This is a genomic window from Lacrimispora algidixylanolytica, assembly GCF_003609635.1.
GTDB lineage: Bacteria > Bacillota > Clostridia > Lachnospirales > Lachnospiraceae > Lacrimispora > Lacrimispora algidixylanolytica.
The window spans coordinates 84,966-106,288 of record NZ_MCIA01000030.1; the positions used below are offsets into that span (position 1 = coordinate 84,966).

The following is a 21,323-nucleotide window of genomic DNA, read 5'->3' on the forward strand; positions in this document are numbered from 1 at the left end:
AGTCACAAAACCTACTCATTTGGGAATAACTTATAGACACACGGCCTTAAGCGTTATTCCTCCACCCTGATGCACATTTGTTACTGCGGGCATCACGCAATTCTTACGCGGACTGTCCTTTTCTGGTCAGTTCCACTTTTAAATTCCGAGTGGTGTTACTAAAGGTCAGTAACACATTACAGATTCCATTCTTCTCGTCAATATTAAAGTCTAACTCATCCCCATCTTGTAAGAGAGAATTCACATACTGACGATTGGCATCCCATTTGCTCTTCTGGCTGCTTGGGTTATTGCTAAAGAATTGTAAAATCTTGTCTTGTTTGAAATCTCCGCTGTAGAAACGAAGCATCCGCTCGATGTAAGTAACCACAAGGGTTTTATAGATCGGCTCGTACTCACTTCCGTTGCTTAAGAGATTCCTTGCTTTGTAAACCATGATGTTCTTGACTTCACGCCCTTTTACTTGGGCATTATCTGAGGTGAACACAAAGCCAAAACCAGTGTTATTAATGGAATTTTTAATGGTGTTTGTAAATCCTGAGATCTCTTTGGTCATGCTGGTGGTCACTAAAAGTGCATTGTCACCTGCTTCTATGTCATAGCGTACGCCCGGATATTCCTTGGTCGTATTGCCAAATCTCTGTTTTAAATACTCTGGACATTGCCATGCGGCTGTAATCCCGGCTGCTCCGTAGGAAGCTCCCACGTATACACCCTCGATCCACATCTTCATGACATCTTCCTTTTCCTCAGAAAGAGCCACTCTACCATCATCATCAATGAGCATACGCTTATCAAGAATCAGGCCTGACTTATCTTTTGGAATAATGGTCACATTCGGGATACATGGAACCACAAACTCACTGAAATCTCTCTTCATAAGAGGACCGCACTTATCTTTAAAGATACCGATACCTTCTGTTGCCACATAGCTGAAGGTACTTTCCTCTCCTGTGGCGAAACTGAAAAAGGTAGTAATCTTGTAAGGGTTGATTGCATTCATTAAGGTTGCCAGACTTTCCATGGTGTTGGTTCCCGGCTTAATCTCCTTCTGATTTCCAGCAAAACGCATTCTCTGAAGCTTTCCGCCCCCTGACTGGTTAAACTCCACATCAGGTACCACACCAAACCACAGTGTGTTTTCAAACTCATTCTTATCATTGGTCGTATTTAAATAAGTGATCAGCCTTGGTAAATTGCTTGACTTTACCATCATCTCAAGTGGAGTGTTGGTAATGAGAAGCTTAGGCTGCATTCCTTTTTCCTTAACCTGATACTGCTCAAAGAAGGATTTGACTCCTAATATTTTTTCAATCAAAGGCTTTACTGCCTTTACGAAATCGTCCTTGCTCTTTTTGTAAAACTCTAAGTAGGTATTATAGTTTTTAACCTCTACTTCACGGTCCACACTGCTTTCTACCGTAGATGTAAGTGGACAGAAGGTTCTTACCACTAGTTCTCTTACATAGTCAGAAGGAGTATCATTCAGTGCGTCGTAATCGTCCTTAAAGGTCTCAATAAGGCTTGTATTAATCTGATCGTCCACCAATGCAAGCTGAGTTCCTTCTTCTTGCTTCATCTCAAGAATCTTAAGCTCACCGTCATCTCCCATGCTTAAAAGACCTGCCCTAAATTCCTGGCCTCCCTGGGCGGATTCCCCGCTGCCTAAAAGGAGTCTGGTCTTAATATCTTCAATGGCAAGTGGGAGCATGGCCAGTACGTTGTTGTAATTGTAACTAGCCTGTTCAAACTGATAATTAAGCTTATCTCCCATATCCAGCTTCTTTGGGTCTTCCTCGTCAAGCTCCATGTATTTGCCGTAGGTATACTGAACTTCTCTTCGTACCTGACGGATGTCTTCCATGATTTTCTTAGGGGAGATCATGTCTAGAATATTGCTGAATTTAAAGTCCACATTGGCAACTCCCAATGCGCCCTTAGCTCCCTGCAGAGTAATCAGCATGTTTAACAAATCATTTGTTTCATTGAGAGGTATCTCAGTGATGCAGTTGTCTGGTAAATTCTCTGGCTTGATGAGGCTGTACTGGATGCTACCAGTGTTGGCATCACACCAGGAATAAACAACAGGTGCAAATTTCTCTAAAAAATCCTCAAAGCTTTCTACCAGAAGTACTTCATTGATTTCCTTAATCTTCTCATCATCAAGACTTGTTTTTCCTCTCACATCCCCGATCAGCGTTAGAAGATTCAACTTTTCAGGATTAATTTCGGAAAACAGAATCGTCCGGTTTGTTTGTGTAATCGTTTCCATCGGCGCTCTCCCTCTCTCTTACTTGTTACTTTTATTTATTCGCCCTTATTCCATCAATTGGAAAAGAGGCGTAAACAACATTACTGACAAATATAAACTTATTGGATCATGGAGATATAATGAATCTCCAGATCGTAATCTCCTTCTAACGAAGTAATGGTTATGATATCTCCAAAACATACACTATACTGAATCTTCTTGCATACGATAGAGCTTCCCAACATAATGGCAGAATCGGAAGAATGGTATAAAACCATTCGCCTCTCTTCATCTGCAATGAGGAAAATGCGGTCAAGCCCTAATGCCTCCGAAGCCTCGGAGTATTCCTTCATCAAATCTCCTATGCTGACCCGGTTATCCTTAATCTTGTACATTGGGAAGGTAAGGGGCGGAATCTCTTCTTCTCCCTCTGGCTGACCAATAAAGTAGGCATCCATCTTTCCCTGAAAGCGGTTTTGAGCTTTCTTTTCTGTTATTACTTCAAGTTCTGGCCTAGGCTTATGGAATATTCGCCAAATGATTGCTCCAAGTAACAAGGCTCCCAGTAAAAACGCCCACCAGTATGCCTTCCACAAAGGAATCACCTGAAAGCTGTACTGAAAGGATATTGCTGACTCTCCATCAGAGACCTTAATCACAAGGCTTTCCCTTCCTGACTTTATTGGCTTTACCGTAAGAATCCCTTTATCTAAAGTAACACTAGCAGCACTCTTTGTACTTTCTTCCAGAGAATAGGTAAGAGCATCCCCATCGGAATCATGAAAATAATCATTTAACACAAGTCGCTTTTCCTTGCTTAAGGGATTTAGTCCAAGCTTTTGTGGCAGTTCGCCTGCTGGAGGTGTATTGACCACCTGTAATCTTACTGTCTCAAATACACAGGATTCCATGACATCGTCAAGACGGCTGTCTATGTAATACGTTCCGGAGCTGCTAAGCTTTGCTTCCCCTACTATGACGCCATCTTTAACCTCTGTATTCAAAGTCGTTCTGCCATTGGCAGACTGACCATCTGCGTAAAGCTCTATTTTAGGTGTGAAATTCTTATAAAAAGCTTCATCGGTAATGATAGAACCATTCTTGTCCTTAAAGTAGATCCGGAAAGGAACCGGCTTGTTCCTGTCTATATCAACATCGATGTCCAGTACAGGTACCAAGTTTCGGTAGCTGATTAAGTAAACTTTTAATCCCTGATCCTTTGAAGTGTTTGTTTGTATGTTTAGTTCTTTAATATCACTTTTCACGTCGGATAGCTTTGCTACGGAATAATGAACTAAATTAACTGGCTGAATTTGCTGATCCCCATAAACAATTGTAGTATCTAAAATTTGCTGTGGAGAAATCATTAGCACATCCATCTCATCTAGGTAAGCATCATCAAGCTTAACCCTTATGCTTTGACTACCTGCTCCGTAGATACCATCTGTAATCTCCTGAATGCGGTAAGCCATGTTGGAATGGAAGATTCCGTATAAGACATCAATTAATGTCTCCGGCCTTTCAACCGTATAATTCTCAGCACTTGTCTGCTTGGCAATTTCCTTTAGGATCTCTTTGTTACCATCGTATTTTCCAAAAGCTACGGTGTATATGGGAATCCCCTGGGACTGGCAGGCTGCTACTGTGTCTTTTAGATCTCCGTTTGATCGTTCTAAGGTTCTGCCTGTCTTTGAGCCTTTCAAGTCGGTTTCTCCGTCTGAGATGAGGACAATCATGCGCTTACGTCCAGTCTCTTGACCAGACAGCCCATAAGCATAATTGATGCCCAGGCCAGTGTCTGTATTTCCAGAATATCCGGCGGAATCCATCATGCCTTTTAAGGAATCACGTTCCTCCTGAGTCTTTACGGAAACAGGTGCTGCTGATGATACGATCCGGTCATTGTACGCCACAAATCCAATTCTGATGTCTGCACTGTGAACCGTATCGATAAATGCCTTTACCATTCCCTTCGCCGTTTGATCAGGGTCATTGGATTTCATAGAACCGCTGTAATCCATAACAAATATGACATCGAGACCAATCTGCTCACTGGGTATCTCTTTTGCCATAGCGCTCTGGGATTGGGAAAGAAAAACAAAACAAAACAGCACTAACAAAACCCTTTTTAATCTCTTCATTGATCTTACACACCCTTGTTTATGTTTTTTACTTGTTACAATATACTATAAAAAACGACAAAAAAATCATTAACGTATGAAATAGCACTTTATATGTAAGTTTTGGTCATAATATGTACTTTTTTGTTATTTTAAAGGCGTTTTTTGAAACGGTTTCTTGTTTTCATAAAAATAGGAGGCAACTAATTTCTCATTGCCTCCCATATACCCTTATTCATTTTTAGGTTCATATATAATTGCTTTTAAGGTAAACAATCCATTTTCACCTTCTGTAATCAAAGCACCATTATATCGATCGGTTACCTTCTTCATGGAACGGATTCCAAGACCGTGGACACCTTCCGTCTTTTTCGTCTTTAACCGTCCCTCCTCGTCTATCTTAAGATCATCAGCGAACTTATTCCTGATGCACAAAAGCAGACAACCTCTCTCATATCTTATGTCTACCCGCATTTTCCGGTCTTCTTCCTCCACAAATTCCAGAGCTTCCACCGCATTGTCAAAACCATTACCAAGCAGGATACATAAGTCCGTATCTTCTATGTTCAGTTCTTTGGGCAGACTGATTTTGGATTCTAAATCGATTCTTTTTGTCTCGGCGACCCGATATAGATGATTGACCAGAGAATCTACTACCAGATTGCCTGTCCACTCTTCCATATGTTCTTTTTTTGAAGCTTCCCCTATCATCTGATCCAGCACGTCCATTAACCGGTCTATCTCTTCCTTCTTGGCCAATTCATGAATGTATATCAGCTTCTGCTTCATATCGTGACGCTTCGTCTGAATCTCGATGGTTTCCTCAGCTTCTAATTGTCTTTGCTCTTTAAATAATTCCAATTGTTTGACGTACATACGCTCATTTTTTCTAATCCTGGCTTCTTCTACCTGAAGCAGGTAAGCTGGATAAACAAGAAGATTTAGTAAAATCATGCCCGAAGTTCCTATCAGTAGCCAAAAAAGCGTGTTACCTCCCCGGAAGACAGAATGCTCTGCAATCATATAAAAGGCAAAATATATTGTCATGAGGGCTGTAAACGGAAGCAAAAATGAAAACCCGTGAGCTGGTAGATTCCCCTCACTTCCCTTTGCCTTCATATATCTTCTTATTCCAAGGATTAGAGAAAAAAGGCATATCTTAGACAGCCACATGGAAACCGTAATGCCAACAACTTCTCCTCCTATGAACTTGGTTCCCAGCAGAAAAAACATATCCATCAACTCCCACAGTGCTGCGAAAAGTGTGGAAAACGTAACCTGGTTCCATAACGCCGAGTCATAACCAGTGATTCCTACAAGCCCAATAATTGCAAAGGTTCCAAAAAGGTAGTGTATCGGTAATTCGCCAGACAGATAAAATCTGCCATACATCTGCCAGGAAAAGAAAAGCAACCAGCCTGCTGCCTTGCTAAGCCCACTTTTTTTCGACAGAAATGTATCCAGATACAGCTTCATCGTCCATACACTGAAAAGCGAAAAACAAACACTGGCAGCAAGTCTTATCCCAATGTTCATACGTGACACCAATCCATAGCTTCATATAAATTGACTTCCACTTCTTTTCTCCGACTTCTGCTAACCGGAAGACACATTCCATCCATCAATTCCACAATGTCCGCAGAAAATCTGGATATGTGCCAGTAATTGACCAGATAAGACTTATGTATGCGCACAAAACGCATCTTCTGGCTCCTTAACTCCTCTTCAATGGCCTCTAAGTTCTTATAGAGCCTGTAACGTCCTCCTTCCCAGACAATTTCAGTCATTCTTCCCTTGCTTTCAAAATAAACAACTTCCTTTAAAAGAATCTTATAATCTGACCGGTCATAGCGGAAACGGTAAAATTGATCCTCTGTTCCGATCATTCTTAAAATATGGTTAAACATATCTGTAAATTCCGACTTATCTAGTGGCTTAACAAGAAAGCCGATGGGTGTTACAAGAAATGCTTCCTTCATATAGCTTTCATGAGATGTCACAAAAACAAGCTGTACCGCGCGGTCCATCTCCCTGATTCTTTTTGCCGCGCACATGCCGCTTAAATTCTGCATCTCGATATCCATATAAATAATATCGAAACGCTTTCCTTTCATCACTGCTCTTACAATCTCTTCCCCGTCTGCATATGTATCGACCTCTAAATTTACTCCGGTTTCATATCCAAGTTCCAACAGATATTTTTCCATTTCCCACAGCAGCAGATGGTCATCATCGCAGACTCCTATTTCCAACATCTTCATACCTCCCACTATTCTGTATTACTATAAAGAACCTCATATGTTTCACATGCAAGTGATTCATTCATTGTTGATTCGTTTTTATGGATTTTACAAAGGTGCTGACAAGGTGAAGATTTTCAGATTTAATGGACAAGTCTTACTATTATTTGCTTCACTGAACGCTTTGACAGCTTGGTCTTTCGTCAGCATCCGATGGGGTTTTATGTAATTACTGTTACATTTTTCGATATTTATGGCTTTTTTAGCATATAATGAAAACCGACATTTTTCAACCCAAGTGCTAAAATTGTACACTTTGACTTCCAAAATTTGCATGTAATCTTTTGTCTTTCTCTCTTAGAAAAAACATAATTGCACCTCCCATCAAAATTATTGTATAATGACTTTTAAGGATATAATGATACCTGTGAACTATCTTTTTTACGGGTTAAAATTGGAGGCAGGAATCTATGAAACTTGACCGCTTACTTGGAATCTTAACGACTCTGCTTAAAAACGACAAAGTCACCGCTCCTTATCTGGCAGAAAAATTTGAAGTTTCCAGGCGTACCATCAACCGGGATATTGAAGCCTTGTGTCAGGCAGGAATTCCTGTAATCACACAGCAAGGAAGCGGCGGAGGCATCTTTATTGCGGAAGGATATAAGCTTGATAAAAGCCTTTTAACGCCAGATGAGCTATCTGGAATTATTGCCGCTTTAAAAGGAATTGGTACAGTCATGGACAAGTCCTATCTAGAAAAGACACTGGATAAATTATCTGCCCAAAAGGAAGCTACGGTATCCTTACATGAGCCTGTGATCATTGACTTGGCATCTCACTACAAAGGAAGCCTAACAGAAAAAATTCAACTCATTAAAACAGCCGTTTATGACACACGGCTTGTAGAATTTGACTATTATTATGAGAAAGGAATGACCCATCGCCGCTTGGAACCATACCTGGTGGTTTTTCAGTGGACCTCTTGGTATCTGTTTGGCTACTGTCCGAAAAAAAAGGACTGGCGACTTTTTAAGTTAATGCGCTTATGGGATCTTTCTCTTTGTGAAGAAACGTTTGTTCCACAGGAAATACCGGAAGAAAAAAAGAATTTTAACGAATCCCTTCCAGATGACAAGCCTTTGGTTGCCTTATTTGACCCTTCCGTTCGCTATCAACTCATTGAGACTTACGGACCTCATTGCTATACAGAAACAGAGGATGGACTTCTTCGTCTGGAGATTGGATATACCAACAGAGAATATACCATCTCCTGGATTCTAGGATTTGGAGATAAAGCAAAGGTACTCAAACCTATTGATATGGCAAAAGAGATCAAAAAAATCGCAGCAGAGATTTATAAGAAGTACTCCTAAACAAGACATACTGATGTCATGTTGCTTGTGATAGGATTATAATAAAGGAGGGAATTACATTGATACATGAACAGATAAGAAGTTATTCTGACTTTGTAGAGACCTTATTAGAAGCCGGTTTCTCCATGGGGGGAGGAAACAGCGAAGGAATTTACTCCGTAATTAACTGGGGTTGGAATCAAAGCCCCTCATACGACACCCCGATCTCCTGGCACACAGGAAACTGGGATACCGATCCCTGGGAATGGAGAATCCGTGTATTAGAAGAGCACGATGATATCGCCTATGCTAAATTGTTTTTCAAAAAAAGTGGATTTATCGTAAGAGAATGGATTCCTCTGTTCCTCGCAGTCCGAAGAAGCGGACGAACACTGGAAGAAGAATATATGGACGGTCTTATAAGCAGTCCTGCAAAACAGATTTATGAACTTGTTTTAGAACATGGCACGTTACCTCTTCATACCATTAAGGAGCTAGCCGGTTTTGGGAAAGAGGACAAGTCAACCTTTGACCGAGCTTTGGTGGAATTACAGATGAAGATGTATCTCACCATGTGTGGCAGAAAGCAGAAACGTTCTTTAAAAGGAGAAGAATATGGTTGGTCTTCTACTGTTTTTTGTACTACGGAACACTTCTGGGGCACAGAAGTCTTTGACAAAGCCGCAGAGATAGACAAGGATGAGGCAATAGAGGGGATCACAAAACAGATTCTACTGCTCAATCCAATGGCCGAATCTAAAAAAATCATGAAGTTTATAAAAGGATAGCGCTTATCAATTAAATGGAGGTGGAACATGAGTAAAGAATTAATAGAAAAAGCAGAATATCTGATACAGCAAAACACAGTACATTCCGGACCGGAAGGCTCCTATCCTTACTGCGTCCTGGCTCTCATTGACAAAGATGGAGTTCCCACAGCCTCAACCATCACTCCAGCCAAATCTCACGGAATCCAGTGGATCAGCTTTTGTACCGGTTTTGGAAGCACCAAAGCAAAACGAATTTTAAACAATTCCAACGCCAGCGTATGCTTTAACACTGGAGGTACCTATAACATCACCTTAAAAGGCTGGATTGAAGTTTCAACAAACCCTGAGATAAAGCAAGAGATGTGGTATTCGGGAATGGGGAATCACTTTAGCGGTCCCGATGATCCTGGGTATTGTACTCTGATCTTTCACACAACAAAATACAACTTATGGATTGACTGTGAGGAAGCAGTTGGAGATTTAGATATTGTCCAGTCCAATGACTCCCCCGCACAGGCAAGATAACACACATTGATCAGAAAGTGCGATATCACCATTCATCTTAATTTTCTTATCCTTTATCATCCAGGGGATCAATACCACCGGAACACATGGCTGGGGAGGTGTCATTCTCGTGCATGTGCCAAAAGAAGTAATATTGACCCCTGGTTTATAATCCATGACAGTAGCCTGCCGTTTGCCTTCTTCATCTGTACTGCGACTGGCAGGAACCTTTAAGCAGCAGGAACAGCTTCCCATGGAGCACGATAAGGCGACCCCATCCACTGTCTCAAGTTTATCTTTCATAACATAATACCTCACTCAGAAAAAATATTGTATCACCGAACAAATCGTCTTTTTATCGACCCTATTTCGATTCTATTACAATATAAACCATATTCTAAAAAAAAGGGGGATCATGTATAAAATAACCTATTTCATGTAATAACAGGCCAGACTTATGGGCTAAACCATAGATAATCTGACAAAACTATGATATCGTGGATAATCTTAAGGGATCAGGAATAAAATAATATCAACTACTCATATAGGAGACTGCCTATGAATGCAAACAAAAGAAAGTTAATCGTCTTTATTTTAATACCTCTGGCCGTTGGATTAGTGTCTGGGATCCTTTCAAAAAACAGCATGACCATGTACAACTCCTTAAATCAGCCTGCCCTTTCTCCTCCTGGCTGGATATTCCCCGTGGTCTGGACCATTTTATACATACTTATGGGAGTAAGCTCCTATTTGATTGCCACCTCCCCCTCTCTAAAAAAACAGGAAGCCTTGTTGCTTTACGCGATCCAGTTATTTCTTAATTTCATCTGGAGCCCTATTTTCTTTGGTTTGGGAAATTATTTTCTGGCATTCCTGGTCCTTGTTCTTTTGTGGTATGTAATCGTTAAGATGATTCGCGCCTTCTTCCGGATTGATCCAACCGCTGCACTGCTTCAGATTCCTTATCTTTTATGGATTACCTTTGCCGGGTACTTAAACCTTGCTATTATTTTTTTAAACTAATTAAGCTTACCAAAAAGACCGTATGCCTCATCTTGGCAAAAGCCGAAAGCTTTTGACTGGTGTGAGGCATACGGTCTTTCATATTATTTAAACCAAATGTTAAAAATCTTCTATATCAATATATATTTTAGAACAAATAAGACAGCCAGAACATACATCAGAGGACTGATTTTCTTCTCTTTACTCTTTCCTGTTATAACATTAATAAATACGTAGGAAATAACTCCCATGGAAATACCCTCAGAAATACTATACATAAACGGCATGGCTACGATGGTAATGTAAGCTGGAATCGCCTCGGTAAAGTCATTAAAATCAATCTTAACGATAGAGGTTATCATCAAAAAACCTACCGCCACAAGGGCTGGTGCTGTAGCGAACGCAGGTATTGCCAAAAAGATTGGAGATAAAAACAAGGATAGACCAAACAAAATACTTGCAACTACGGCTGTAAGACCTGTTCTTCCGCCTTCTGCCACACCTGCTGCACTTTCAACAAAGGCAACCACGGTGGAGGTTCCAAATACGGCACCTGCTGTAGTCGCAATGGCATCTGAGAGCAGGGAACCTTTTACGTTAGGAAGTCTTCCATCTTTATCAAGCATGTTCGCCTTTGAAGCAACTCCAATGAGTGTTCCCAGTGTATCAAACAAATCTACGAACAGGAATGCAAACATAACCACCAAAAAGTCTAAAGATAATGCCTTAGAAAAATCCATCTTCATAAAGGTAGGAGCCATGCTCTTAATTCCAAATCCAGAACTTAAATCTGGAAAGACACTAAACATACCAAGTTCAGGGTTTGGCTGATAAAGGCCAGTTGCCTCACAGATCATTCCAAGAATCCAGGTAATTAAAATTCCCCATAACATGTTGCCCTTAACATTTTTTACTACAAGCACAAATGTAATAAGAATACCAATGATGGAGAGTAAAACAGTAATGCCCACTGTATGGAATGTCCCATCTACCAAAGAACCTTTAAAAGAATAAAAGGAAACAAGAGTGGAACTATCAACAACGATTTTTGCATTCTGCATTCCAATAAAAGCAATAAATAAACCGATTCCAACAGAAACAGCATGCTTTAAGGTCAATGGAATCGCATTAAAGATTCCTTCTCTAATACTGGTAAGAGAAAGACCGATAAAGATAATCCCTTCAATAAAAACGGCTGCCAGAGCCATCTGCCAAGTATATCCCATCTTGATTACAACGGTGTAAGCAAAGAAAGCATTTAACCCCATACCTGGAGCAAGTACAAACGGATAGTTTGCAAGCCATGCCATCAAAAGCGTTCCCACCAAGGCAGCTAGCGCAGTGGCTGTAAATACAGCTCCGCTATCCATTCCAGTAGCACTTAAGATGCTGGGGTTCACTGCCAGAATGTAAGCAGTTGTCATAAATGTAGTAACACCAGCTACTACCTCTGTCTTTACATCCGTGTGGTTTTGTGACAAGTGGAATGTCTTATCTAGAAAACTTCCCTTATCTTTTGTTGCCATTGTCGTACCTCCTGATGCCGGAGTCTACTTTTAGAATATCCGGCTTCCTTCTGTAAATTTTCCTTTGATATGTCTGTCATCTGACAGGTAAATAAAACGTTCCAGCCTTTCTTTTAAGGAAAGAGGCTGTGGATGAGGCAAACTGCTGTCATCCAGAATCAGAGCATCAAACTCATAGCCTTTTATAAAGCTTCCAATCTTACCAAAGAAGGACCCTCCACCTAATGTACCCATGTAAAATGCTTCTTCCATGGTAACTGGTTTCAAGCTTTCATCCACAAGGCGCCATCTTAATTTTGAGACGGAAACAGCCTCTGCCATAGCGCGGAAAATGGATTCTCCAGTGCCTGCTGCCACATCAGTTCCAAGGCCAATGTTCATCTTCTGGTCCAAATAAGCTCTCACAGGAGCAATTCCAGAAGATAAGTTGGTATTGGACTCAGGACAGTGAGCAATATAAACTCCCTGTTTCTTCATTAAGTCTATCTCTTCGTCCGTAGAGTAAACGCAATGAGCCATAACAGTCTTTGCAGGTTTACCAAACATTCCAAACTGGTCGTAGGCATCTCCATAAAACTTTGAGGCAGGACAAAGTTCCTTGACCCATGTTATCTCACTTTTGTTTTCCGATAAATGGGACTGAACGGGTATCTTATATTTCTTTTGTATCCTTGACAACCGTTCCATCAATTCATCCGTGCAAGATGGAATAAACCTAGGTGTGAGTATGGGACTGACATGTTTGTATTTAGACATTACCTGTTCTAACCACTCAATGGTTTCCCGTTCCGACTCCTTTGGACTCTTCTCGCAATAAAAATCAGGAGAATTCCGGTCCATATTCACTTTTCCCACCATTGTCCTTAATCCGGTTTCTTCCATAAGATCCATTAAGACCTGGGTAGCCGGACGATGAATGGTGGCAAAAATGCAGGCTCTTGTCGTAGCACTTCGTTTCATTGTATCGGCAAAAATCTGATAGGCTTTCTTCGCATAATCCAGATCAATGTACTTAGCTTCCTCCGGAAACGTATTCGTATTCAGCCAGTCCAAAAGTTCCAGATCCATATTAAGCCCACGGAACGAGAATTGGGGCGCATGAATATGAAGATCGGTAAGACCAGGAGTAATAAGCATATCTCCCCAATCCGTAAGCGGCAGGTTTAAAAACTGCTCAGGCAGTTCTTTATATACCCCTTCCGTTTTCCCCTCCAAACAAACCAAATACCCCTGTTCTACGGTCCGTAACAGATGGATATCCTCACTGTAGCATATGTTTCCCTTAAAGACAAAATTATTATTATCAGCCATAAAGCCTCCTATCCTGCTATCCATAAATACAATACGGCAGCTTCCATTGCAGCATTTTGTTCCATGCGCAATAAAAAACTACCGTTTCCTCTATCTTCCCGCGCACGCACTACAAATCACAGCCCAAAGGGGCTGCGCCGTATTTCATGCGAAAACTTATAGACAACTATTCCGGTAGCTGGTAGAAACACTCAACCAATTATGAGCATATATAAGCTTCATTTATTCTGATATCAAATAAATTTTGTGATCTCTGACAGGTCGACTATAACATATTGTACAACTATTTGTCAATGATATTTTTATTCTTGTGCATTTCGTGTATTATTACTATTTTTTAGTCCATTAATCAGAATTTTCTGTCAATTCCCTCTTAGGAATTGCTTTTCATAATAATACTTTGTTCCATGATTCTCTGCCAGATTTTATACTAGTTATTCCTAAACCGGAATGCTCTTCCTTATTATATAACATTGCCTATTTTTTATGCTTACTGGCAGAGAATCATTCTTTTTGAGATTCCTTCTCCTATGAACCGATTACCACCACTTCTTTTTGAAGTGCAAAGGAATAAATTACCGCTTCTTTTACCTTTTTCCCGGTCATCTGCTCCAACGCACGTTTATAATAATTTAACTGGATTTGGTACCGATCAATGAGCACCTGTTCTTCCCCTTTTCTTATGTGGTCTGTCTTATAATCCACCAGAACAAGTCCATCCTCTTCTTCCATATAAGCATCAATGATCCCCTGTACTAAAATAAGCTCTGTAGAATCTCCAAGATCCATCTCTCTAGCAGGTATGCCAATGACGAACTGTTGCTCTTTTTTTAGTTTTTCATTACGCTGCGCCATGGAAAGCCTGTTACCAAGAGGTGAGGTTAAAAAGTTTAGAAGCAGCGTATTAGAGATCAGGGAAATACTTTCCTCATCCATACGCTTATTCCTTGAAAAATCAACCAGTGCCTGTGAAATGTCTGCTTCCGTCTGTACCAAACCAAAATCTAAAAGTTCCAGAACCCGGTGATAGGCAGTTCCCCGGTAAGCGCCTCTTACCGCATCCCCTTCTCCATCTTCCTTTAAGAACTTAGGAATGGTCGGCAAGAACTCACTTTCCTCTTCATCAAGAAACTGCCCCTGCTTTTTAAGCTCCGATACAGAAAGCTTAGTATGAAGTCCGATCTCTGACTCATAAGGGTATTGGTAGCCAAATGCAGCCGCAAGCTCCCTTTCAAACTCCATGTCATAAATCTCAGTCGTATCTAGGGATAACAGCCGCTCCTTGGTCAGTTTCTTTCCTGCCTGACGCTCTACTTCCCGTCCCACCAGATCAGAAACTGGTAACTCTCTGACAATCAAACTCCCCGTATCTTGTCCCTCATCAAGTAGAATGGCGGTATCTGAATATTTCCCAGAAAGGCTCATGAGCATCCAGTCTAAATAGGAATCTGCCGTGGATAAAATGGTAAAAGGAATCTCTCCCTTCACCCGAAAGACCTCCTGATAACGCTCCATCTTCTTTTCCAGGTAGCGGTCAAGCCCTGTCATTACCAGCTTTTCCTTTGCTCTTGTCATAGCAACATAGAGAACTCTAAGCTCTTCTCCCATGGCTCCAAGCTCTGTTTTTCGGCGTAATACATGCTTCTTTAAGGTAGGGGCTTTGATACGCCTCTCCAAGTCCAGGTAGTCCGTTCCAATTCCCAGATCCGGGTCAATGAGTATCTTGCCATAAGCATCCTGTTTATTAAACTTCTTTCCCATTCCAGCTAAAAATACAACAGGAAACTCTAGTCCCTTGCTTTTATGAATACTCATAACCCGAACTGTATTCTCATCTCCGGATAGAGATGCCTCTCCAAAATCCGTATCATACTTTTTAAGGTTCTCAATATACCTTATAAAATGAAACAATCCCGTGTAGCTGGTTTTTTCATAAGCAGAAGCCTTTTCCACCAGCATGGCTAGATTGGCCCTTCTTACTTCTCCAGCAGGCATTGCCGAAACGTAATCATAATATCCGGTTCCCTCATAGAGATCGTATAGCAGTTCATGAATGGATAGGTAGGCCGCCTTAGTGCGGTAAGCAGTTAGCATCTTAGAAAATCGATTTAGTTTTCTATATAATTTAGGATAATTTTCATCCTCTGCTTCTTCATATTCCTTTAGATACTGCTGCCATGCCCCGTAGATGCCCCTGTCTTGTTCTTTCTTTGCTTTCTTTTTAAAGAGGGCTGTCATATGAGCCATCTCTTCATCCGTCACCTCACCAACAGGTGATCTGAGTACAGCCGCCAAGGGAATATCCTGCATTGGATTGTCTATGATATTTAACATGGAAAGAACTACTTCCACCTCTATGGCAGTAAAATACCCAGTCTTTCTCTCTGCATAAGCCGGGATTCCTTCATTCATCAATACATTTACAAAATCCTCTGCCCAACCGCTTAAACTTCTTAAAAGAATGACCATATCCCCATACCTGGCGGTCCGGTAACCTCCAGTTTTACCTATATTCTTATCAAAAACCAAAAGACCAGTTTCCGGATGAACAAACTCACGAATCTTTGCTGCAATTGCTTTTGCCTCTAATTCCCGGCTGGTAAATTCCCCACCGTCGTCATCTAACTGCTTTAATAAATTGCCCTCTGCATGGATCATCAATAACTCTGGTTTTTCCCCCACCCGGCCTTCTCCTTCCGGATAAAATGCACCTGGGTGGAGAGCTGTATCTTTGGTATAACGGATATTGCCCAGATTCTTCGTCATGATCTGATAAAATATCTCATTGATGCCTGTCAAAACCTCATCCCTGCTTCTAAAATTCTGATGAAGTTCAATCTTCTGGTATTTGCCCTCTTCTTTGCTGTAGGCTTCGTATTTATCCAGAAAAAGCTGAGGCCTTGCCAAGCGAAACTGATAGATACTCTGCTTTACATCTCCTACCATAAAGACATTGGGAGTCCCAAACCGTTCTCTTGATATGCTGCTTATTAAAGCTTCCTGAACATCGTTGCTGTCCTGGTATTCATCCACTAAAATCTCTTCAAATTGCTTGCTCAGTTCATCGGCCGCATCAGAAGGAATTCTTTGATCGTCTTCCTGCTTTAAAAGAATTTCAAGGGCATAATGCTCTAAGTCATTAAAATCCACCAGGTTTTTCTCCTGTTTTTTCTCCTGGTACCTTCTGGCATACTCACCAGCCAGATCAAGAAGCATCGCCACCGCTTCTTTGGTTCCCTGGATATCTGACAGAACCTCATCCGGAGATTCAAAGGAATAAAGATCCGAAAGCTTTGACACAGCCTTTTTCACCCGATCCCTTACCCCGGTTACATAAGCCTTTTTCTCCTGATCAATCTCCTTTTTACGAATGGAGGCAAGCCGATCAAACGCTACCTGTTTTAATTCTTGATTCAAAGTCTCATAATCTGTTGCTTCTAAAAGTCTATTTAAAAGGCGTAAATCACTGATCATCATGGGAAGGTATGCTTCTGGTCCGTTTTCCTCCTCACAGACTTCTGCCGCCCGTTTTATCTGCTCTGCAAGTTCGGTGACCTGAAGGGCCGCATCAGCCATTAGAAACTTCATCCAGTCCGTTTCCATCATCTGTTCCATATCACTTGCTAAAAGCTCAGCCCGGCAGTGTTCAAGCCATACCTCAGGCCATGGGTTGCTTTGAGAAAAAGTATATACCTGCATGATGTAATCTTCTATGCCATGATCTGTCTTACCATTGGCATATGTTTCTACAAACTGCTCAAAACGAGGATCTGCCGCCTCATAGAAATCTTCTAGCATCTCTTTCATCACGTCTGCCCGCAAGAGAATCAGCTCTCCTTCATCCCCCACTCGAAAGGCAGGATCAATAGTAAGCTTATTATAATGCTCTCTAATAAGACCAAGGCAAAAGCTATGGATGGTAGTGATTTTGGCATAGGGAATCATGGCCGCTTGTATCTGCAAGTGAGTGTTGTCCGGATGTTCCATCAGCTTTTCATCTACCGCTTTTAGAATTCGTTCCCGCATCTCATCTGCTGCCGCTTTTGTAAAGGTCATGACTAGAAGCTGATCAATTCTTAAAGGTTCTTCTCCCTCTGTAATCATACGGATGATGCGTTCTACCAAAACGGCTGTCTTTCCGCTTCCTGCCGCTGCTGAGACAAGAAGATTTCTATTTCTACTTTCAATAACCGCTTTTTGCTCATCCGTCCAGCTTATCGCCATCGTCCTTTGCCTCCTTTTCTCCCTCAATTACGGGCCAGATTTCTTCTGATTTTAGTGATTTAAATTTGCGGTAGCCATACCCCTCTGTCTTTAGGTCAAAGCCACAGACTGCATGATAGGGACAATAATCACAGGCACTTCTGTTTCCCTGCTTATAAGGCTTTACATCAATGATTCCGTCTAATATCTCTTGTCCCTCTGTTTTTAATTTCTCCTGTACAAACTGACGCAGGGCCTTAAACCGTTTTCCGCCTGCGATTGATGATTTGTTTTCCTGAATCATGCCATTTTTCATAGCAATGGGAATTACATCAGACTCCGTCTCGATCTCACGGTCCATATGAGAGATGGCATTTAGATCTGTGTTAACCAGACCATTCATACGAAGTTGCTTTAACATTCTGCGGTCTATTTCCTCATCAGACATGTCCCCGTCCTTGTCCACCACAGGATCACCGATGTTATAATAGAAGATACCAGCAGGAATGACCTGCTTTTCTGGCCTGTGTCTCTCTTCCATCTCAAGGGCCGCATCCATATATACCACAAGCTGGAGCTGCAAGCCATAAAACAGTGACGATAAATCAAAAGCCGTACTTCCTGACTTATAATCAATGATTTTAACATAGACAGCATCCTCATCCTCACACAAATCCAATCGGTCAATTCTACCACGTAAGTGAATGGCTTCCTCACCCGATAAAGGAATCCGCATAGCCTTTAAATGATCAGAAGCGGAAAAGGATACCTCAAAACCAACGGGCACAAAATCACCTTTTTTTAACTGCTCTGTAAGCGCCCACATGGTTCGGTCCGTGATACGCTCTACCTTACCAGCTAAGTAAGCATTTCTTGCGGAACTTTTTAAAATAGTATTTCCATATTCTCCAGTGACTAGGGATACGCATTCATGGACAAGCGCTTTTCTCTCCTGATCGGATAAGTTTTTAAAATCCTTTCCGTCCTCTCTGATCCTTTGAAAGCACATATCAATGGAATCATGAAACAGATTACCAATATCCATTGCCGCCAGCTCATACTCCTGCCGTTCCATTAACTCCAGACCATAATTTAAGAAATGAGCGTAGGCACAAGAAGCATACTGCTCCATACGAGTCACACTTCCGCTTATGACAGAACCATATAAGGCTCTTGCTGCCACCTTTCCAATTCCCTTTTCCTCGTAGGTGTAAAAGGCTGCATCTAAAAGCTTTTTCCCTTCCTCGCTATAACGGTCCGATAAAAGAAATGCTTTAAAAAGACCTAAGAACCTTTTATCCTCACCCGTCATCCGGTATTCTCGCAGACCATGAAGCAGAGAATCCTTTGCTTCTCTCATAGACAAAGGCATCTGATCCTTGGTCGGAATCAATTCTTTCAGATCAGGAAATAGCTTTTTTAGTTCCCCAATTAGAGTCGATGAACGCAGACTCTTTCCTGACCCATCCATAGCAGAATAAGACAGGATAAGCTCCTGCTCTGGTTTCGTCAACGCAAGATAGAGATAAAATCTCTGTCGAAATCCCTCTTCTTTGCTTGTTGGTGCTAGTTCAATGGCCTGGGTTCCTAAAAATTCCCTTTCCCGGTCGGTAAACAGGCTGCTCTTTTCCTTTTTTACCGGAACAATTCCATCGTTGACTCCGATAAAAAAGAGAATCTTCACATGGTCTAACCTGGTTCTGGTAATATCTCCAACCACTACCCGGTCCAAAGAAGCAGGAATAAGACCCACCTTTATCTCTGAAAAACCAGCATCTAGTATCTCCCCATATTCTTTTTTACTAACGTGCTCGTCGCCTAACAGACCTGCCAGCCGGTCAAATAAATCCACAACCAGACCGTATACCTGACTGTATTCCTTAGCAAGAATCAATTCTCCCATATCCTTAAATTTGGTTTCATAAGCAAGAAGCTTTTCTTCAATTCCAAGCTCCATCAACAGCTCTGTGACAGCCGCTGTCATGGTTCTAACCGTAGAATCCTCCTTACGAAACGCTTCCCGAAGGCCACTTAATGGGGCTATGATCTTTTCTCTAAATTCATTTAATTCCTCCAGATTAAGCTCCTTGGCTCCCCGGTACCAGCCCTCCCAGGTACTATTCCACCTTTTATATCCTCGAATACCCATGGCAATCACGTAGTTTTCCAGCCGATCTGACTTTTCCTTATCCTCTTCCTTCATAATAAGGGCAGTTCTCAAATAACGAAACATGGATTCGTAGGTGAAATCTTTTTGAATAATCTCAATGGCTGCTCGGATCAGCTCAACCATTGGGTTTTTTAATATGCTTTTCTTATCATCCAGGAAAAATGGGATGTTATTTAGCTGAAACTGATGAATGATCTCATTGGCATAACTTCCTAAGTCTCCGGTAACCACCGCCATATCCCGGTAGCGAAGGCCTTTCCTTCGTATTGCCTCCTCCATGGAATGAATCAAAAAGGAGATTTCTTCGGAAGGATTTAAGGCTTTTATCAAACGAATGGCTCCAGTATTTTTAGAGACATTCCCTTTATAGCGGTATAGATTCTGTTCTAGAAAATCTAAGGAATTATCCTGATTTTCCCCTGACTCTTTGTAGCGAATGGCTGGGTGCTCCATTAAAAGAAGATCTTTATCCCGAATGGCACTTGCTTCCTTCGCCAAATCATTTAACTTCCATATCATCTGGCGGCTCATGTAAAACAGTTCCTGCATTCCTGCCCTTTTACTCATGTTTTCTAAGGGATCGATGGTAACGGTTACAATCACCTTTTTACAAAACCTGAGAAAAAGACCAAGAATTCGGTACTGAACCGGAGTAAAACCGGTGTAACCATCTAGGGTAATAACGCTGTCTTTTATAAGTTCAGACTGGGGCAAAATTCGGCAAAATACATCGAGAATCTCCTCTGTAGTGATGTACTTGTCTTTGATATAATCTTTAAACCCCTGATACATCACGGAGATATCGAAAAGCTTCTGCTTTAGCATAGGGCTCATGGTTTCCGGTAGCTCTTCTTTGAGCATGTCCGGTGTAATTCCATACTGATAAAGCTCAGACAACATGGACTTTAACTGGGAGATAAAACCGTTCTTTGATAAATGCTCCTTATAAAGCACCAGCTCCTTTTTCTTTTCAGAAGCAACGTTTCTTAAGACCATAGATTTTCCCATATCATCAAGGACCTGGGGATTTTCTATGGCTAGCTCCTCAAAAATTCGGTACGCCAGACGGTTGAAGCTTACAATATCTATATTCATAACACCATGACGGGGATGAAGTGTAACAATCTCCTTTTGTGTCTGCATGGTGAACTGTTCTGGTACAATGGCGATATATCTGGTATCCGCATCTTCCATTGACATCCGGATAAGTTCTGTATAAAGGCGATAGGTCTTTCCTGACCCTGATCCACCTAAAATAAACTGAAGGGACATAACCTTTTTGTCTCCTTTTTCTAATAATTCCTGCTAAAATAAAACGCATGTTCGTTTATCATCTTAACATAGTTTTCCCCTTACAACAATCAAATCTTAGGCATGAAACCCAAATCAAAATAATACACTATAACAAAACTGTACGGAGGGCTTTTTATATGAGCTCAAAAACAAAAATCGTTGTTTTACGAATGAAAGAAATCATTTACACTGCAATCTTCGTCGGACTTGGAATACTACTTATCACTTTGTTTTTAGTCATGTTCCGCCCGAAAAGGGATTCTGTTCCAACGTCTGGCGACGCCGTGCATTATGTTCCAGGGGTATACGCCTCTGCCATAACACTGAATAACCAGAATATCAATGTTCAGGTCACCGTAGATTCCGGAAAGATCACCTCTGTGAACCTGGTCTCCCTAAGCGAAGCTGTTACAACCATGTATCCACTGATGCAGCCTGCAATGGAAAACTTATCGGAACAGATTGTGAAAAACCAGTCTACGAAAAACATCTCTTATCCAACGGAATCCCGCTATACCTCAGGCGTTCTTTTAAAGGCTGTGGATCAGGCGCTTCTTAATGCTACAAAGGAAGAATAA

General features: G+C 41.3%; 14 protein-coding genes and 1 riboswitch. Of the genes, 5 read left to right on the top strand and 9 right to left on the bottom strand.

Features of this window, described 5'->3' with window-relative positions; translation table 11 throughout:
* Positions 1–103: 103 nt before the first annotated feature.
* The 4 genes from BET01_RS14340 to BET01_RS14355 form a co-directional block, all read right to left on the bottom strand.
* Complete coding sequence (locus tag BET01_RS14340; protein ID WP_120197492.1) at positions 104–2,272, bottom strand: transcriptional regulator; 2,169 nt, start codon at positions 2,270–2,272, stop codon at positions 104–106.
* A 98-nt stretch (positions 2,273–2,370) separates the two neighbouring features.
* Positions 2,371–4,392: a vWA domain-containing protein gene (locus BET01_RS14345; RefSeq protein WP_120197493.1), complete on the bottom strand. Its 2,022-nt coding sequence runs from the start codon at positions 4,390–4,392 to the stop codon at positions 2,371–2,373.
* A 210-nt stretch (positions 4,393–4,602) separates the two neighbouring features.
* Complete coding sequence (locus BET01_RS14350) at positions 4,603–5,907, bottom strand: ATP-binding protein (protein WP_120197494.1); 1,305 nt, start codon at positions 5,905–5,907, stop codon at positions 4,603–4,605.
* Positions 5,904–6,626, bottom strand: a complete 723-nt coding sequence (locus tag BET01_RS14355; protein WP_158585074.1) for a LytR/AlgR family response regulator transcription factor — start codon at positions 6,624–6,626, stop codon at positions 5,904–5,906. Before BET01_RS14355 ends, BET01_RS14350 begins: the two co-directional genes overlap by 4 nt.
* A 455-nt stretch (positions 6,627–7,081) precedes the next feature.
* Here BET01_RS14355 and BET01_RS14360 point away from each other — a divergent pair, with 455 nt between their 5' ends.
* Genes BET01_RS14360 through BET01_RS14370 form a run of 3 tightly spaced genes read left to right on the top strand, consistent with a single transcriptional unit; the run spans position 7,082 to position 9,261 of the window.
* The gene (locus tag BET01_RS14360) at positions 7,082–7,987 is read left to right on the top strand and encodes a helix-turn-helix transcriptional regulator (protein ID WP_120197496.1); all 906 of its coding nucleotides are present in this window, start codon (positions 7,082–7,084) and stop codon (positions 7,985–7,987) included.
* Positions 7,988–8,046: 59 nt separating this feature from the next.
* Positions 8,047–8,754 carry an AlkZ-related protein gene (locus BET01_RS14365; protein WP_243117236.1) on the top strand — a complete coding sequence of 236 codons (708 nt, stop codon included), beginning with the start codon at positions 8,047–8,049 and terminating at the stop codon, positions 8,752–8,754.
* A gap of 27 nt (positions 8,755–8,781) precedes the next feature.
* Positions 8,782–9,261 (top strand): pyridoxamine 5'-phosphate oxidase family protein, encoded by a 480-nt coding sequence (locus tag BET01_RS14370; protein WP_120197497.1) that lies wholly within the window; start codon positions 8,782–8,784, stop codon positions 9,259–9,261.
* Here BET01_RS14370 and BET01_RS14375 read toward each other — a convergent pair.
* A complete protein-coding gene (locus BET01_RS14375; RefSeq protein WP_120197498.1) occupies positions 9,217–9,543 on the bottom strand; it encodes a DUF4280 domain-containing protein in 327 nt (108 codons plus the stop codon). The genes BET01_RS14370 and BET01_RS14375 overlap by 45 nt on opposite strands.
* Before the next feature lie 255 nt (positions 9,544–9,798).
* Between BET01_RS14375 and BET01_RS14380 the strand changes: the two genes are divergently transcribed.
* Complete coding sequence (locus tag BET01_RS14380) at positions 9,799–10,263, top strand: TspO/MBR family protein (protein WP_120197499.1); 465 nt, start codon at positions 9,799–9,801, stop codon at positions 10,261–10,263.
* Positions 10,264–10,373: 110 nt separating this feature from the next.
* Here BET01_RS14380 and BET01_RS14385 read toward each other — a convergent pair whose 3' ends face one another.
* From BET01_RS14385 to addB, 4 genes are all read right to left on the bottom strand, one after another.
* Positions 10,374–11,768 (bottom strand): NCS2 family permease, encoded by a 1,395-nt coding sequence (locus BET01_RS14385; RefSeq protein WP_120197500.1) that lies wholly within the window; start codon positions 11,766–11,768, stop codon positions 10,374–10,376.
* A gap of 30 nt (positions 11,769–11,798) precedes the next feature.
* Positions 11,799–13,079, bottom strand: a complete 1,281-nt coding sequence (locus BET01_RS14390) for an amidohydrolase family protein (RefSeq protein WP_120197501.1) — start codon at positions 13,077–13,079, stop codon at positions 11,799–11,801.
* 139 nt (positions 13,080–13,218) lie between these two features.
* Positions 13,219–13,314, bottom strand: a riboswitch (purine riboswitch).
* A 293-nt stretch (positions 13,315–13,607) separates the two neighbouring features.
* A complete protein-coding gene (addA, locus tag BET01_RS14395; RefSeq protein ID WP_120197502.1) occupies positions 13,608–17,303 on the bottom strand; it encodes a helicase-exonuclease AddAB subunit AddA in 3,696 nt (1,231 codons plus the stop codon).
* Positions 17,281–20,724 carry a helicase-exonuclease AddAB subunit AddB gene (gene addB, locus BET01_RS14400; RefSeq protein ID WP_120197503.1) on the bottom strand — a complete coding sequence of 1,148 codons (3,444 nt, stop codon included), beginning with the start codon at positions 20,722–20,724 and terminating at the stop codon, positions 17,281–17,283. Before addB ends, addA begins: the two co-directional genes overlap by 23 nt.
* 158 nt (positions 20,725–20,882) lie before the next feature.
* Between addB and BET01_RS14405 the strand changes: the two genes are divergently transcribed.
* Complete coding sequence (locus BET01_RS14405; protein ID WP_120197504.1) at positions 20,883–21,323, top strand: FMN-binding protein; 441 nt, start codon at positions 20,883–20,885, stop codon at positions 21,321–21,323.